The 15,549-nt window shown below is 61.8% G+C and carries 16 protein-coding genes; 9 read left to right on the top strand and 7 right to left on the bottom strand.

From position 1 onward, the window contains the following. Nucleotides 1-305 precede the first annotated feature (305 nt). Both H585_RS0109505 and H585_RS0109510 read left to right on the top strand, forming a co-directional pair. Nucleotides 306-1,001 carry a hypothetical protein gene (locus tag H585_RS0109505; protein ID WP_027367648.1) on the top strand — a complete coding sequence of 232 codons (696 nt, stop codon included), beginning with the start codon at nucleotides 306-308 and terminating at the stop codon, nucleotides 999-1,001. Next, nucleotides 989-1,552, top strand: a complete 564-nt coding sequence (locus H585_RS0109510) for a sunset domain-containing protein (protein ID WP_027367649.1) — start codon at nucleotides 989-991, stop codon at nucleotides 1,550-1,552. The genes H585_RS0109505 and H585_RS0109510 overlap by 13 nt, the downstream gene beginning before the upstream one ends. A gap of 398 nt (nucleotides 1,553-1,950) precedes the next feature. On the opposite strand, the gene H585_RS0109515 is transcribed toward H585_RS0109510, so the two are convergent. Continuing rightward, nucleotides 1,951-2,559, bottom strand: coding sequence for a YeeE/YedE thiosulfate transporter family protein (locus H585_RS0109515; protein ID WP_014261484.1), 609 nt, complete (start codon nucleotides 2,557-2,559; stop codon nucleotides 1,951-1,953). After that, complete coding sequence (locus H585_RS0109520) at nucleotides 2,556-3,974, bottom strand: MBL fold metallo-hydrolase (RefSeq protein ID WP_027367651.1); 1,419 nt, start codon at nucleotides 3,972-3,974, stop codon at nucleotides 2,556-2,558. Before H585_RS0109520 ends, H585_RS0109515 begins: the two co-directional genes overlap by 4 nt. A 286-nt stretch (nucleotides 3,975-4,260) precedes the next feature. On the opposite strand from H585_RS0109520, the gene H585_RS0109525 reads away from it, so the two are divergent. From H585_RS0109525 to typA, 3 genes are all read left to right on the top strand, one after another. Further along, nucleotides 4,261-5,418 carry an ABC transporter substrate-binding protein gene (locus tag H585_RS0109525; protein ID WP_027367652.1) on the top strand — a complete coding sequence of 386 codons (1,158 nt, stop codon included), beginning with the start codon at nucleotides 4,261-4,263 and terminating at the stop codon, nucleotides 5,416-5,418. A 126-nt stretch (nucleotides 5,419-5,544) separates the two neighbouring features. Further along, nucleotides 5,545-6,948 carry a sensor histidine kinase gene (locus tag H585_RS0109530; RefSeq protein ID WP_244432515.1) on the top strand — a complete coding sequence of 468 codons (1,404 nt, stop codon included), beginning with the start codon at nucleotides 5,545-5,547 and terminating at the stop codon, nucleotides 6,946-6,948. A 129-nt stretch (nucleotides 6,949-7,077) separates the two neighbouring features. Next, nucleotides 7,078-8,925, top strand: a complete 1,848-nt coding sequence (gene typA, locus H585_RS0109535; protein WP_027367654.1) for a translational GTPase TypA — start codon at nucleotides 7,078-7,080, stop codon at nucleotides 8,923-8,925. A 127-nt stretch (nucleotides 8,926-9,052) separates the two neighbouring features. Here the strand turns inward: typA and H585_RS0109540 are convergent, their stop codons facing one another. Beyond that, nucleotides 9,053-9,391, bottom strand: coding sequence for a helix-turn-helix domain-containing protein (locus H585_RS0109540; protein ID WP_051183072.1), 339 nt, complete (start codon nucleotides 9,389-9,391; stop codon nucleotides 9,053-9,055). 2 nt (nucleotides 9,392-9,393) lie between these two features. After that, nucleotides 9,394-9,780: a type II toxin-antitoxin system RelE/ParE family toxin gene (locus tag H585_RS23935; RefSeq protein WP_420834583.1), complete on the bottom strand. Its 387-nt coding sequence runs from the start codon at nucleotides 9,778-9,780 to the stop codon at nucleotides 9,394-9,396. A gap of 128 nt (nucleotides 9,781-9,908) precedes the next feature. On the opposite strand from H585_RS23935, the gene H585_RS0109545 reads away from it, so the two are divergent. From H585_RS0109545 to H585_RS0109560, 4 genes are all read left to right on the top strand, one after another. Next, the gene (locus H585_RS0109545) at nucleotides 9,909-10,106 is read left to right on the top strand and encodes a hypothetical protein (RefSeq protein ID WP_027367656.1); all 198 of its coding nucleotides are present in this window, start codon (nucleotides 9,909-9,911) and stop codon (nucleotides 10,104-10,106) included. Between the two features lie 401 nt (nucleotides 10,107-10,507). Further along, the gene (locus tag H585_RS0109550) at nucleotides 10,508-10,858 is read left to right on the top strand and encodes a helix-turn-helix domain-containing protein (RefSeq protein WP_027367657.1); all 351 of its coding nucleotides are present in this window, start codon (nucleotides 10,508-10,510) and stop codon (nucleotides 10,856-10,858) included. Nucleotides 10,859-11,205: 347 nt separating this feature from the next. Further along, on the top strand, nucleotides 11,206-11,481 hold the full coding sequence (locus H585_RS0109555) for a CopG family ribbon-helix-helix protein (RefSeq protein WP_027367658.1): 276 nt from the start codon (nucleotides 11,206-11,208) through the stop codon (nucleotides 11,479-11,481). Beyond that, a complete protein-coding gene (locus tag H585_RS0109560) occupies nucleotides 11,481-11,756 on the top strand; it encodes a type II toxin-antitoxin system RelE/ParE family toxin (protein ID WP_027367659.1) in 276 nt (91 codons plus the stop codon). The genes H585_RS0109555 and H585_RS0109560 overlap by 1 nt, the downstream gene beginning before the upstream one ends. A 364-nt stretch (nucleotides 11,757-12,120) precedes the next feature. Here the strand turns inward: H585_RS0109560 and H585_RS0109570 are convergent, their stop codons facing one another. From H585_RS0109570 to H585_RS21305, 3 genes are all read right to left on the bottom strand, one after another. Beyond that, complete coding sequence (locus H585_RS0109570; RefSeq protein ID WP_051183073.1) at nucleotides 12,121-13,278, bottom strand: PQQ-dependent sugar dehydrogenase; 1,158 nt, start codon at nucleotides 13,276-13,278, stop codon at nucleotides 12,121-12,123. A 489-nt stretch (nucleotides 13,279-13,767) separates the two neighbouring features. Next, on the bottom strand, nucleotides 13,768-14,343 hold the full coding sequence (locus H585_RS21300; protein ID WP_034627647.1) for a YbhB/YbcL family Raf kinase inhibitor-like protein: 576 nt from the start codon (nucleotides 14,341-14,343) through the stop codon (nucleotides 13,768-13,770). Between the two features lie 66 nt (nucleotides 14,344-14,409). Beyond that, nucleotides 14,410-15,360 carry a helix-turn-helix transcriptional regulator gene (locus tag H585_RS21305; protein ID WP_034627648.1) on the bottom strand — a complete coding sequence of 317 codons (951 nt, stop codon included), beginning with the start codon at nucleotides 15,358-15,360 and terminating at the stop codon, nucleotides 14,410-14,412. Between the last annotated feature and the right edge of the window lie 189 nt (nucleotides 15,361-15,549).

The raw sequence follows: 15,549 nt of genomic DNA on the forward strand, positions 1-15,549 counted from the left end.
AATTCCTCACCTCACTCTCGCTGATATTCAGCACAAACGCGGCCTCATCGACCCGTAACAGCAGCTTGCTCTCCTCCCCCAATCCATGTGCGCGCAGCTTTTGCCTGGAGCGCCCGGCCTCGTTGCCACGGCGCCGAAAGACGGCGGTTGCCGGCCGCCTGCGCACGATGCATTCCGTGCATGGTATGATCCTGCCAACCAGACCGCCCGCCAGGGCTTGCCGCCAGCTTGCGGCAAGTCTGTTTTTGCTATAGCCACTTCTGAACCATACGCATTCATTCCACTATATTGCTTCAGGGTGAGCCATGATCTACCTGCACCTGCTCGGCTGGATGCTCGGCATTCTTGCCCTGCTCGGAATCATTCTCGGACTGCGCAAGCCTTCCGTGATCCTGTTCTGGTTGTCCCCAGGCCGTCGCACAAAGCCTCTGGCAGTGGCTTGCTGTGCTTGCCTGGGTCTGCTTGGAGTGCTGCTGGCCGTATCCAGCATGCCGCAAAAGCACCCGCACGAAGCTGTGGAGACACCCAAGGCAGCCATGCCGGCAGACACACACCTGGCGACCCCGGAACCCGCAGCGCCGGCCCCGCTTGCCCCGGCAGGCGCTCCTGCCTCGAAACCGGCTCAGGCCGCCCCAAAGCTTCCTGTCGCCAAGCCCGCCTCGACAACCCAGACAAAAACCGAACCCACTCCGCCACCCCTGACTCCGGCCCAGGAGCGAGCACAGGAAGCCATCATCTCCCAAAACAGATGTTTGACCGCATCCGGGTACATGATGGCTCAATCATATGAGCTTCTGGTTCAGGCCGAAGGCCTGCGGCAAGCCGGAAACAATGCCGCGCTTAAGGACCTGGAGTCCCGCGGAAGCGCGCGCAGGCTGCCCCCGGGCGTCGAGGTGCCTCTATGGGAGCAGGACCTGGCTCACGGCCTCGTCAAATTCCTGATACCCGGCGAAGAAATTCTTTACTGGACGAGACTCCAAGCCGTGGAATGCAACCTCTGAAGTCCGGCCAGATGGTCCGGCCGACCCGGCTTGCAGCCATGCTCGCGGGAACCCTCTTCAAGGCACTGAGGAAATATGCCTGGCGACGGGCGGCCTTACGTCCGGCCTATCTGCTCATATTCGCCCTAATCGTTATGGGCCTGCTGTTGGCTCGCGCCTTGACTCCTCAGCCGAAGCTATCGATGCTTCCCATGCCTTTGGCCAATCAGACTGCACAGCTCGACTCAAGCCCTGGAACCGTCCTGCAGGCTGCCCATGACGCGCAAGGCGCGCAAGACGCGCAGCCCGCAGGCCGAACAGTGGGGCCTGCCACAGCCGCCCAAGCCTCCGAGACTGGCGAGGCCGCCGGGATGGAGGACAGGAACGCGGAACCCCCTGTGAAGCAACAGGAGCAAGCCGCCATCGGGCCGGTGAGCGGCAACATCCAAAGCAAGATTTTTCATCTGCCTGGCTGCCGCAACTACGCATGCAAGTCCTGCACACAGGTATTTCAAAGCCGAGAAGAAGCTCTGGCGGCCGGATACCGGCCGTGCAAGCAGTGCGCGCAGTGACCGGGACCAGGCCGGGCCAGACGGGCTGACGGGCTGACGGGCCGATCATCCATCTCTTTAAAGCATTTTGCATTTCAGACGCTCCCTTCGGCGTTGACGGCGGAATTACATTCCGCCTACGCCTGCGGGGCGGCAAGCCATGCCGACGCATGGCTTGCAGAGCATTTTCAAAAGCAAAATGCTCTAAACAGATTGCTTTTAGAGCGATTTGCACAAGAGCTGGCAGAAACTGGGCAGGGCTTTGCCCTCCCAGACCCTCCCACCAGGGAAATGATTCCCCTGGACCCCCCATTTCAAATGCAAGGTGCTTTAAAATGGGGGTGCAGGGAGCGCCGCTCCCTGCCGGGAGAGAGTCTGAGAGAGGGCAGCGCCCTCTCTCAGTTCAAAAACAAAATGCCCTAATAGAGCATGTGGGCCACGGCCGCGCCGCCGATAAAAAAGCACGCAAGCGCCAGCCAGCTCGAAGTCGCGAGCTGCATGGTCCCGGAGATGCCGTGGCCGCTGGTGCAGCCGCCAGCCACACGCGCACCGAAGGCCATGATCGCTCCTCCAGCGAAAGCAGTGAGCAGCCGCGGCAAAAGCTCCGGACCGTGCGCGGCCAGCCACAGCGGCGGCACCCACTCGGGCCGGAAGTCCGTGGACAATTGGGCCGAAAGAAACGACCCCACAACCACGCCAAGCAGCAGCATAAAGCCCCAACCCACGCGCGGCGGGTTGCGCCGGTAGTATTCCCGCGCCTCGGGCTTGCCGCCCGGCACGGTCTTCTCGACCATGCCGGCGGCGGTTGCGTAGGCGCTCGATGCTCCCAGGGTGCGGTCCGAAATGACCAAAGCCAGACAGTTGAGCAGGCCGATGAGCAGGCCCACGATGTAAGGCGACCACAGACGCACGGTCCAGATAGACCTGTGCATCGGCTCGCCCGCCGGGTCGATTCCAGCGGCCCAGGCCTGCCCCACCAGGACGACGGCGGCCAACAGACAGGCCCAATATACGCGCGATTGCCTCATGCGGCCTCCTGCTTGTCGGGTTTGCCTGAAGTGCCCGGCTCGACAATAGGGCAACCGTACGATCGGCAGGCCGCCATGGAGCCCAGGTTGTCCTCCACGCGCTCGAAGCCGTGGCGCTTGAGAATGGAGGCGGCGATGACGGCCCGCTGGCCGCTGCCGCAGAAGGTCGTCACGGGCTTGTCCCTGGGAATCTCCGTCAGCCTGTTCGGCAGATCACCAAGGAAGATATGCCTGGCGCCGGGCAGCATGCCCGCTTCCACCTCTTCCTGCTTGCGCACGTCCAGCAATGTGAAGTCCTCGTCCGCCTGGATGCGCCGCACCAACTCACGCACATTGACGGCCGGAATGCTGTCGTATTGCCGCCCGGCTGTTTCCCAACCCGTCAGGCCGCCGGCGAGCCAGCCCTCCACTCGGTCATAGCCCATGCGCAGGAGCTGCGCACGCGCCGACTGCATCTCCTCCTGAGTCTCGGCCACGAGATAAATGGGCTGCCCGTAGTCCAGCAGGTAACCGGCATAGCCGGAAACGAGCTGCTCGGGAATGGCCAGGCTGCCGGGCACGAAAGCACCGGCAATTGCTTCGGGACTGCGCACGTCCACGACCTGCGCCCCGCCATTGGCCACGAGCTTCGCGAACTCTTCCGCGCCCAGGGGCTTCGGTTCCCGAATCTCGCATAAGGGCGCATCCGAGCCTTGGGCGTTGATTTCCTCCATCTTGCGGAAGTACGGCGGGTATTCGTGGCGTTCGCCTGCCTTGCGGCGCACGAATGCCTCGCGGCCCAGCTGCAGGGCCGGATTGTGCCTGCGTTCAAAGCCAAGCGTGGAGAACTCCCGTTGGGCCATCCCGCTGCCGCAGACCGAGCCCGCGCCGTGGGCCGGGTAAAGAATGACGTGATCCCCCAAGGGCAGGAGCTTGCCGAATATCGAATCGTACAGCAGCCCGGCAACCTCTTCGCGCCGGTCGGGATAGAAATCCGTGCGGCCCACGTCGCCGATGAACAAGGCGTCGCCCGTGAAGACGGCCACCGGATCCTCTCCGCTGGACATGTCGCGCAGCACCAGCGAGATGGAATCGAAAGTGTGGCCTGGCGTTTCCAGCACCGTGAGGCGCAGATCACCGATATCGAACCAATCGCCCTCGGAAACCGGAGCGCCGAAGTCGAAAGGAAAGCCCTTGCCGTGCATGATCTGGGCTCCAGTGCGGCGGGCCAGCTCTCGCGAGCCTGTGACATAGTCCTCATTGCGGTGCGTCTCGAAGATGCGCGAAATGCTCGCTCCGTGCTGCCTGGCCAAGTCGATATACGCTTGGCAGTCCCTGCGGGGATCGATGACCGCCGCCTTGCCCTTGTGGATCAGGATATATGACAGATGGGCCAGATAGTCGGAGCGTATCGTCTCAAGGATCATGGTGCTCATGGCTCCTCCTGGGTTTTGGTTCAGTCAGCCTCGCAAACCTGCAAGCGGTTTCATGGCGAGTCAGCCGGAAACAGCCCAACGATTCCAGCCGGTCCAGGGCTGCCGCTGAATCCATGAAATCGATTATCGCTGTTTCCAGGTTATCTCGAAATGCTCACCCGCGCACGTTAAAAGGTGTTTTGCTGATACTCGATCCTGGACTTTGCTCCGGCCTTCCTCAACCAACATTGACTTACAGAATTGCACACTCTAAGCTAATTTAATTCACTTCATGGAAGACGGATTCATGTCCTGGAAAAGCGCTTCAATCAGGGCCTTGCGCTTGTTGGTGCTGGGGCTCACCCTGGCCGGCCTGCTCGCGCTTGGCCTGCTCGGATGGGAGGCCCTGCGCACATGGCGCCAGGGACCCATCCTGATCGGTTTTTCCGGCCAGCTTACCGGCAGATACAGCGACCTGGGCGTGCAGGGGCGTAATGGAGCGCAACTGGCCGTGGAGCACATCAACGCGGCCGGCGGAGTCCTGGCCCGCCCCCTGGGGTTGCTGGCCCTGGACGACCTGAACACGCCCGAGGGCGCCCTGGTCGCGGACAAGGCTCTCATCGATGCCGGAGTGGTAGCCATCGTGGGGCATATGACCAGCTCACAGAGCATGGCTGCCCTGCCGCTGGTCAACCAAACCCGTACAGTGCTGTTCAGCCCCACGGCTTCGACTCCCCTGCTGGCCGGCCTCCCGGATCATTTTTTTCGCAACTCGCCGCTGAGCGACCAGGCGGCCGCATTGCTGGCCGAGCATGTCCTCGCTCTGGGGCTCGCGCGCGTCGCCGTGGTTTGCGACAAACGCAACACCGAGTACAGCCTGCCCTATGCCGAGGCTTTCACGGCGCATCTCCAGAAGCTTGGCGGGACGCTCGTCCAGCAGGTCGCACTGGATCCGGGCAGCCCGGACGCGAATGACGCAGGCCTGCGCGAACTTGCCGACCAGTCCGTCGAGGCCTTGCTCATCATCGCCTCGGCCCGCGATACCGCGAGCCTGGCCCAGCATGTCGCCACGCTGTTGCCCCGGACGCGCCTCCTGACCACCGAGTGGGCCTGCTCCGAGGCGCTGCTGCGTCATGGCGGCCAGCAGGTGGAAGACATGCTCGTCTCCGTGCCCTCCCTGATGGGCAAGACAACTCCTGCCCTGGACAGCTTCAGCGACAGCTTCTTCATACGCTTCGGCAACCGGCCGACCTTCGCGGCCGAGCGCTCCTACGCTGCGGTTTTCATCCTGGCCGAGGCGCTGCGGCACTGCCAAGGGACTCGGGATGGCCTGCCCAAGGCGCTCCTGGCCATCCGGAACTTCCACACGCTCTCCGGGCCCCTGAGCCTGGACGAGTACGGCGACGTGGTAAGCGAGGCCGTCATCATGCGCGTGCAAGACGGCCGTTTCGCACTGGTCGAATGACATATGCCATTGTCCGCCATCCTCTCCTTTCTGCGTCGGTTCCCTGCATTGCGCAAAGCCGACGAACGAGACGCCTTAAAGAAACTGAACACGTTGCACAGCAGGATCCGTAAAACGATCGCGACCATGAGCGAACGTGAGCAACTCCTCACGGAAAGGAACGCGGAACAAAAGCTCCTCCTCGACAATATCGACCTGCAGGTCTGGTTTCTGCGCGAGCCGGATCTCTATGGCGCGGTCAATCAAGCGCATGCCGAGTTCATGGGTCCGGACAAGGCCTTCCTTGAGCGCCACAGGCTCACGGACTTCCTGCCGTCGGAGGAGGCCAGGCGCTTCGCGCGCCATAACTCCACGGTCTTCAGGTTCCGCGAGCCCGTGAGCTTCAGCTCCTTCCAGCAGGATGCCCGGGGCCGCGCACGCATCCTGTCCATCCGCATGACTCCCCGGCTGAGCCCCGGCGGAGCGGTCGAATACGCCATCTGCACAGCCGAGGACATCACCAAGCGGATTGCCGCCGAACAACGCCTGCGCAGGAGTGAGGAGCGCTTCCGCGGCATGTTCGAATCCATCCGCGACGTGTACTACCGGACGGAACTCAACGGATTGATCACCCTGATCAGTCCGTCGGCGGAGGCCCTGCTCGGCTATGCGCCCGGCGAAATGACGGGGCACTTGTCCTCCGAATTTTGGGCCGACCCGCGCGAATTCGAGACCTTCCGCGAGCTGCTGCTCGCCCGGAGCGACATCCGCGACGCGACTATCCTCCTGCGCCACAAGAGCGGCCAGATTATCCCAACATCCATGAGCTGCCGCCTTGAGCTTGGGCCGGACGGCGAACCCTCCGGCACCTCGGGCGTACTGCGCGATATCTCCGAGCGCGTGAGCATCGAGGAGCGCCTGCGCGCGTCCCTCAAGGAAAAGGAAGTCATGCTCACGGAGATACACCACAGGGTGAAGAACAATCTGCAGGTCATCTCCAGTCTGCTGCAGCTGCAAAGCAGCCAGGCGGGCGACCCGAAGCTGGAGGCGCTCTTCGCCGAAAGCCAGAACCGCATTCTGTCCATGGCCTATGTGCACGAAGAGCTGTACAAGTCGGGCGATCTTGCGCACATCAATCTCAGGGATTACGTCCAGCGGCTGGCGCGCCGCCTGGTTCAGGCTCTGGCGCACACAAGACCCATCGGTCTGGAGCTGGCCCTGCAGGATATACAGGTCACTATCGACCAGGCCGTGCCCTGCGGCCTCATCCTCAACGAACTCATCTCCAACGCCCTGGAGCACGCTTTCGAGGGACGCGCCCAAGGCCGCATCATCGTGAGCATATCCCTTGACCATGGACTCGCACGACTTATGGTTTCGGATGACGGCAAGGGTGTCCCCGCGGATTTCGATCCCGCCTCGTCAACAAGCCTGGGGCTGCAGCTTGTCGTACGTCTGGCCAGGCAGCTCCGGGGGCGCGTGGAGCTTGACTCGCAAACCAAGCCTGGCGTGAGTTTCAGTGTCGAGTTCCCCCTGCAGGCAAAGCCCTGAACTCGACTTTGGCACGCCTTCGTCATCAGATTATCCGTTGACTTCCGGCCGAGACGTGGTATCCCACGCCTCGCCCTACGCCAGACTTATCCATTTACCTGCGCATCCTTTTTCATCCCAAGGATTCCCATGAAAGCTATCGCCACTAACGACAATATCCGCAATATCGCCATTATCGCCCACGTCGACCACGGCAAGACCACCCTGGTGGACGGCCTGTTCCGCCAAAGCGGCATGTACCGCGAGAACCAGTCGGTCAGTGATCGAGTCATGGACTCCATGGACCTTGAGCGCGAGAGGGGCATCACCATCGCGGCCAAGAACTGCTCCGTGCTGTGGAAGGACGTGAAGATCAACATCCTGGACACGCCGGGCCACGCCGACTTCGGCGGCGAAGTCGAGCGCGCCCTGTCCATGGTGGACGGCGCCATCCTGCTGGTGGACGCATCCGAGGGCCCGCTGCCCCAGACGCGCTTCGTGCTCAAGAAGGCCCTGGACCGCGGTCTGCCCGTCATTGTCGTGGTCAATAAGATCGACCGCAAGGACGCCCGCCCCCAGGAAGTGCTCAACGAGGTCTATGACCTGTTCATCGACCTGGATGCCCAGGAGGACCAGCTCGGATTCCCGGTCATCTACGCCATTGGCCGTGAAGGCAAAGCTTCCAGGGAACTGGAAAACATGGGCGAAAACCTGCACGTGCTCTTCGACGAAATTCTGGCCACCATGCCGGCCCCTCGCTACGATCCCGAGGCTCCCTTCCAGATGCTCGTCTCGGACCTGGGCTACTCCGATTACCTGGGCCGGCTGGCCGTGGGCAAGATCGTCAGCGGACGCGTGCACACATCCGACCAGCTCGTGCGCATCGGGCCCGACGAGGCCTTGCAGGCCCTGCGCGTGACCAAGCTGCAGTCCTATCAGGGCGTGACCTTCGCGGAGGTCGAGGAAGCCCTGGCCGGCGACATCATCGTGGTCTCCGGCCTGGAGGACGTGACGATCGGCGACACCATCTGCCACAAGGACGCGCCCAAGGCCCTGCCGCGCATCCGGGTGGACGAGCCCACGGTGTCCATGCGCTTCTCCATCAACACTTCCCCCCTGGCCGGACGCGAAGGCAAGCACGTGACCGGCAGCAAGATCCGCGAGCGCCTGATCAAGGAAACTCTGCGTAACGTGTCCATACGCGTGGAAGAGGCCGATGAGCGCGACAGCTTCATCGTCAAGGGACGCGGCGAGTTCCAGATGGCCATCCTCGTGGAAACCATGCGCCGTGAGGGCTTCGAGCTTAACGTCGGCCGCCCCGAGGTCATCTACCGCTACGAGGACGGCAAGCGGCTCGAACCCATGGAGCACCTCTACATCGACTGCGCGGAAAACTACATGGGCGTGGTCACCGAGAAGCTTTCCCAGCGCAAGGGCAAGATGCTCAACCTGGTCAACCATGGCACGGGCCGCGTGCGCATGGAGTTCACCGTGCCCGCGCGCTCGCTCATCGGCTACCGCGACGAGTTCCTGACCGACACCAAGGGTACGGGCATCATGAACTCGCTGTTCGACGGCTACGGTGAATACCGCGGCGATTTCCCGACCCGCCACTCGGGCTCCATCGTGGCCGACCGCAACGGCGTGGGAGTCGCCTACGGACTGTTCAACCTGGAGCCGCGCGGCGAGCTGTTCATCTCCCCTGGCGACCCGATCTACGAAGGCATGATCGTGGGCGAGCACAACCGGGATAATGACATCGACGTCAACCCCGCCAAGGAAAAGAAGCTCTCCAACATGCGCGCCTCGGGCCGCGACGAGAACATCATCGCCACGCCCGTGCGGCCCATGACCCTGGAGCGCGCCATCCATTTCATCCGCGAGGACGAAATGGTGGAAATCACGCCCCAGTCCATCCGCCTGCGCAAGGCCATTCTACCGGCCGCCAAGCGCCACTCGGTGCTCGGCCAGAAGAAGAAGGCCACCGAGGCCAAGTAGCCGCAGCCGCGCACAGCCAGGCTTGCGAAAATGCAGCGGCCCGCCGGCGTAAAGCCGGCGGGCCGCTTTTTCTCAGTAAAATAGAAAGGCCACCCAAAGGTGGCCTTTTTTCACTTCATCTTTGCTTTCAGCAAGGGCAAAGAGCCGACTCGTCTTTTTCAACATCCACAAATTCAAGACGCACGGTTTTGCCCAAGGCTTTAGCGGCCCTGTCAATGCACGCCAGTGTCGCTGCATTATTCTTAGGGTCCAGCAGGCGGTCCACAGAAGACCTTGAGGTCTTCATACGCCTCGCCAGCGCAGCCTTGGACACCTTTTGGGCCTTCATTTCCTGCTTAAGCTGCCAAGCCAGAACACGCTTGATGGCAGTCTCAGTAACTTCTTCATAGATTCCCTCCTCCTGGAGGAAATCATCAAAGGAGGACCCAACGCACTCTTGATTGATTTTCTTGAGTTCAGCGCTCATGGTCATTCTCCAAGCATATTTTTGCGTTTTCGTGCTAAAGTCAGAGCTTGCTTTGAAGTTGTCTGGCTTTTCTTGATTATTCCATGCAGCAAGTACATTTTACCTGCGCCTATACAGAAAAAAACCCGTGCGATTGTTCCATCCGGGAGGTCCGTCCTAACCTCATGGAGACCATCTCCCATGGGTCTGCATGTGGGCATCCCGATTGGCCAGCCGAACTCGCAAGTTCTAATATCATCACCGATCAGCTTGCGGTCGCTGGGGGGGAGAGACTTGAGCCAATCCCTTACCGGTTCATTGCCGGTCCCCGGCTGTTTAAAGAACGTCGCCTCAATCTTCTTGAGGCCATGTGCTGTAGCTATATGTACCAATTTTGGTACTCCCGTCAACTAGAGGTTCCATTCCAGGGTCGCGAGCGATGGGTTGGCAAAAGACCGCCGCTAACTACGCTCAGCCGCACAGAGTTTTTGTATTTCCTTGCCCTTTGCCAATCCTATGCCTCCTTAAGGAGGATGAGATGTCAGCAGACGAAGCTAGAAAACAATGGCATTCAATGCTGCGGCACATGCTTGAGGAGTTCCGTGCCAGCAACCCGAATGACCCTTGGACGGACATAGAACTTCTGCTCTCTATAATGGAGCGTCTTGCCGAAGAGGGGCTTGTTAAAAAGCAAAATGGCAAGTTTGTGGCAACTGAGTTAATGCCAAACGCCTGATAGCATCTGCCGGTACAAAAGGACAAGCCCATGCCCCCCAAGGGTTTTACTGAGGAGGCTGCTAGCAGCATTTTGCTTTTGAAAATGCTCTAGTAAGCGCTTACTGACCGAAAGACCTGGTTGACTTGATACTAAAAATAGTATCTTGGCCTCATGGATTGGACGGTCAAAGTTGCTAAAAAAGGCGGAGAAGGGGCTCCGGAAACTGCCCCTGCTGGTCCGCCGGAGCTTGGCCGCCTTGATGCTGGAAATTGAAAAAGAAGGGCCTGTTCGCGGGAACTGGCCAAACTACAGTAAGCTTGGGCCTGAGAAGCACCACTGTCACCTCAAGAAAGGCAATCCCACGTATGTGGCCGTCTGGGAGGTACGAGACAGGCAGGTGCGGCTTGTGGAGGTTACCTATGCTGGCACGCACGAAAAAGCTCCCTACTAGCACCATCGAACTTTGCTTCGTCGGCCCCAAGGCTCAGAGGCAGAAGGCCGTGGCCGTCCTGCGCTCTCTCGGATTTGTGGATGCTTCCGAGTCTACGGACTGGAGAAAGACTCTTGGTTTCACCGAAGCCGAGCTGCCGGGAGCCGTCCTGGTTGGGGCACGGGCCAAAGAGGGGATTACCCAGCGGGAATTGTCCGCGAAGACCGGCATCCCCCAGCGGCATATCTCCGAAATGGAGAACGCTAAGAGGCCCATTGGCAGGGAGAACGCCCGCAAGCTCGGTGAGGCGCTGAACGTCAGCTACCGCATTTTTCTTTAGAGCAGATCGCTTTTAAGACGCCCGCTCCGGCGTTGACGGCGCAAGTGAATTGCGCCTACGCCGAAGCTAGCGGCAAGCCATGCCGACGCATGGCTTGCAGAGCATTTTCAAAAGCAAAATGCTCTAGCAGTCCGTTTTTCAACGCGCTGCCAGGCTCATTTCCGCACGTCTGCTACAGTGCCGGCTCAGGTTGGATTGGGTTGTGGCGGATCGGACGCGGATTCGGTTCCCTGTTTCGGACGCGAGGCAGGGTCATTCTCCAGCGAATCAGATCCATCTTGACTGAATCTAAACTAATCATTACGATTCGTAATGATTATAGACTGATTTATCTGGAGGAATCAGCGATGGCCCAAACTGAAACCAAGGTGCTTACCGCGCATGTCCCGCTGCCTCTGGCAGAGAAGGTGGACCAGATGGCAGCCCGCCTGGAGCGTTCACGGGGCTGGATCGTGAAGCAGGCCCTGATGGCCTGGATCGACCAGGAAGAAGAGCGCAGGCGGCTGACGCTGGAGGCGTTGGCGGACGTGGATGCAGGACAGGTCATTGACCATCAGGCGGTGCAGGCCTGGGCCGACAGTCTCGATACGGACAAGCCACTGTCAGTTCCGGTGCCTCGCTGATGGAGCTGAAGTGGGCCAGCAAGGCGCTGTCCGATCTGGCGCGGCTCTATGACTTCCTGGCTCCCGTGAGCAGGGAGGCGGCGGCCCGCACCGTGCAGGCGCTGACCGTAGCGCCGTCCAGCCTCCTGAACAACCCGCGCATCGGGGAGAAGCTGGAGGAGTTCGAGCCGCGTGAGGTCCGCCGTATCCTGGTTGGCCGTTATGAGCTGCGCTACGAGATCAGGGAGTCCGTCATCTATGTGCTTCGGCTTTGGCACACCCGAGAGGATCGCTGACATGGCTTGCCGCCGACTTACTACGACTTCATACGTAATCTGCGCTCCTTCGTAGTGGACTTGGCTGAGCAGGATGCACTGGAGTTGCTGGCGCTCACGCATCCTCCAACGACGATCCACAGTGTTGATGACTATGATAGCCGCTTCGAGCAGTGCATTGCTCAGGTTGATCAGGAGGTCTTGGAGCATGTTGCCAAGATTACCGGCCTGGCTGTTGAACAACTCAGGCCTGCATTTGCCGATGCTCGCCCTCAAGCCGGAGCACAATTTGCCAGCCTGTCCGCACTTCCGGGACCGGATCGTGGCCCGGGAAAGCTCGGCCGGCCGGATGATCCATCTCCGCGCTCCGACACTCCAGTGATATCTACTTCGAGGCCTTGCCCATGGAGCTTATGCGCAAGACCTTGCCGTCGCCCTCGTCCGTGAGCACGTAGATCGAGCCGTCCGGAGCAATGGCCACGTCGCGGATGCGTCCGGGCATGGACAGGCGGTCCTCCTCCCTGGGCCGCGTGCCGTCGAAGCTCACGCGGACAAGCTCCTCGTGCGTCAGCCCGCCGATGATGGCGCTGCCCTTCCAGGCCGGGAACATGCCGCCCTGGTAGAAGGCCATGCCCGAGGGAGAGATGACCGGGGTCCAGGTGAGCGCGGCAGCCTTGAATTCCGGATGCGTCGCAGAGTCCGGGATCGTGCGTCCGTCATAGTGCTTGCCCGCGCTGACCACGGGCCAGCCGTAGTTGGCGCCCTTCTCGATCTGGTTCAGCTCGTCGCCGCCCAGGGGCCCCATCTCTCCGATCCACAGAGCGCCCGTGCCCGGCTGAAAGGCCATGGCCTCGATGTTGCGATGGCCGTACGACCAGATCTCGGCCCGCACGCCCTTGCGGCCCGTAAAGGGGTTGTCCTTGGGCACGCTGCCGTCAGGATGGATGCGGATCACCGTGCCGAGATGGTTGGAGAGATCCTGGGCCGGATCGAACTGAAACCGCTCGCCAAGCGCAAGGAACAGATACCTGCCGTCCGGAGAGAAGGCGATGCGGTTGCCGAAGTGCTTGGAGTCGTCGATGTACGGCTCCTGGACGAAGATGTCCTGGAAGCCCTCGATGCGGCTGCCGCTGAGCTTGCCGCGGCCCAGGGCGGTGGTCGATTTCCCGTCCTGGCCAGGCTTGGCGTAGGACAGGTAGACGTATGCGTTCTTCTTGAAGTCCGGGTCGAGCGCGACATCCATGAGCCCGCCCTGGCCGTCCGCCAGGACCTCGGGCACCCCTGCCAGCGGCTTGGACTTCGTGTGGTCGGCATTCAAAATGTACAGCCTGCCGCTGTTGCGCTCCGTGACCAGCAGGCGGCCGTCGGGCAGGAACTCCATGCCCCAGGGATGATCCAGCCCGCCCGCGAGCTGCTCGATTCTCACCGCGATGCCTTGCTGCGTCCGCGCCGTTTCCGCTTTCGCCAGCACCATGGCAGGAGCGGAAAGCAGCAGGAATGACAGGGCCCCGAACAAGACTGATGCCGGCTGGAGTACTCTCATGTCGGTCTCCTGGAGTTTGTGCCTTTTCCATCCCCGCTTCATCACCCATGCGTGCCTGCGCATATGGAGCAGCATGAAGGATATCCATTTTACCCTCCTCGTGTAACCCTCCCGTGGAATTAGCATCGGTCAAATGTCGAGATTTCCGGCAAGTCAGTTCCAGGGAGAGGCGCGCTACGGAAGTCTCGATCCTCCCCAAGCCGGATCGTCAGGATCCGCAAGAAAACCGAAGCGGGGCGCGCAGTGGCGGCCGGGGGAGCAAGCGCTCCCCCGGACCCCTCGCGCCTTTTTCGGCGCTAGCGCCATGCCGCCTCGGCCGGCCAGCCACACCCTCTTCTTCATCCGTCTGTCTCCAGAGTGCAGCCCGCGCGCAGCGAACATCTCTTCCCGCAGGAGCCCGCTGTTACTGAATCAATAAGCCCGCCAGGTCTTGAGACCCGGCGGGCTTTTTCATGCCTTGGCGGCAGCCGTGGTTTCCGGCCTGCCCGTTCAGCGGGCGTAGCGGGCCGTGAACGAGGCCTTGCCGATGGAGTGCTGGTGCAGCATGAAGCCCACCAGCGCGGGCATGGCCTTGGCGTCGAGCCCCAGGCTCGGCACGTCCAGGGCATGCACTGTGAACACGTAGCGGTGCGGCTTGTCGCCCTGCGGCGGGCAGGCCCCGCCGAAGCCGGGTGCCCCGAAGTCCGTCAGGGACTGGATGCTCCCGGCGGGAAGGCCGGCCCCTTCGGCGCTGCCTGCGTCCGCCGGCAGTCCGGCCGCCGTGGCCGGGATGTCGAAGACCAGCCAGTGCCACCAGCCGCTCCCGGTGGGAGCATCGGGGTCGTACACCGTTACGGCGAAGCTTTGTGTCCCGGCTGGGGGATCGCGCCATTCGAGCGCGGGCGAACGGTTGCCACCAAGGCAGCCGAAGCTGTTCAGGACCTGCGCGTCGTGCAGCATCGCCCCGTCGGCCACGTCCTGGCTGACGAGCTTGAAGGACCCGGCCAGGGCGCCTGTTGTGGGACAAAGAGTGAGGCAAAGTATGAGGCACAGCAGGACAAGGACGAAAAAGGAATTCATTTTCATGGGATACCTCCTGTTTGGTTGCAGGGGTATCGCACGTTTGGCGAGCGGGAGTCTGTCCCGATTCGGTCAATCCTTGTCCCGAGACGCCCGCGCGCGGATGATATCGCTGGGCCGCAGGCCAAACTTTTCGCGGAAGCGCTGCGTGAAGCGGGACGCGGAATCATAGCCGCAACGCTGGGCCACCTCGCCGACACAGAGATTGCTCTGCTGTAGCAGGGCCAGGGCAGCATGAAGTCGGGTTTCGCGCATGATGTCGCGCAACGAAGCCCCGGCCTTTTCCAGGCGGCGGCGCAGGGTGCGCTCACCCAAGCTCAGGGCCTGGGCTATTTCGGCCGTGTCCCAGCGCCTGGCTGCGTCCGCCAGGACAAGCGAGCTTATCCGATCCAGCAGCGGCAGTTCGCTTTGCAGCAGCAGGCCCCCGCCCTCCGCGGCGAGCAGCAGCAGGAGCTGTTCAAGCCCAACTTCCGTGAGCCGCGGCGTGCCGGGATGCGCCTTGGCGACCACGAGCAAGTGCAGGAGCGCGTCCAGGAGCAAACCGCTCGGCGTAAGCCGCATACCGCGCGGCTGACCGGTGATCGTATCCGCCGGCGAGGCCGCCGCAACGCGAGCCACGATGTCTGGGTCGAAGGAGAGGCATAGCGCGCGGTACCGCCCGCTTCTGACAGCGGGAACGTTCTCGATGGTGATGGGCCAGCGCGCGGGAAGCAACAGAAGCTGTCCCGCCTGCACGACCTCGCGCACGTCGTCCCTGTGCACGGCCTTGCTCCCTTCGAGGATGAGCACGCAGGCCGCACGCGGCAGGGCCATATTCTTGATCACATGGCGGCGGGTGCAGTGCAGGTAGCCCAGGCTGCCCAGCAGGAAGCTCCCCGCCGCCATGGGCCCAAGCACGCGGTCGATGCGCTTGTAGCCTTCAGGTGCGGGCGCGGGCGCGTCCACGGAGTCGGCGGGGATGGCTGGATCGACGCCGGGCTTGAGCGGCTTCGGGCACCCCAAGGAGATTTCGGCGTTCTTCATGATTTGTGGGCTGAGGTTTCCGGGCGTATGAGCACGCTCCCGCGCCTCCGATTAGCCCTTACAGCATTTAGCGTCGTTACAAAAGGCAGTCATTACGCACTCATCCTGCGCGCGTCGGCTGCCGCTTGTACGGCTGTCCGACCTCTTTCAGCGCGCTTGCTTTTCAACACGTTACTCGACGGCCTGCCT

This window comes from Desulfocurvibacter africanus subsp. africanus DSM 2603, from assembly GCF_000422545.1.
In the GTDB taxonomy this organism is placed as follows: Bacteria; Desulfobacterota; Desulfovibrionia; order Desulfovibrionales; family Desulfovibrionaceae; genus Desulfocurvibacter; species Desulfocurvibacter africanus.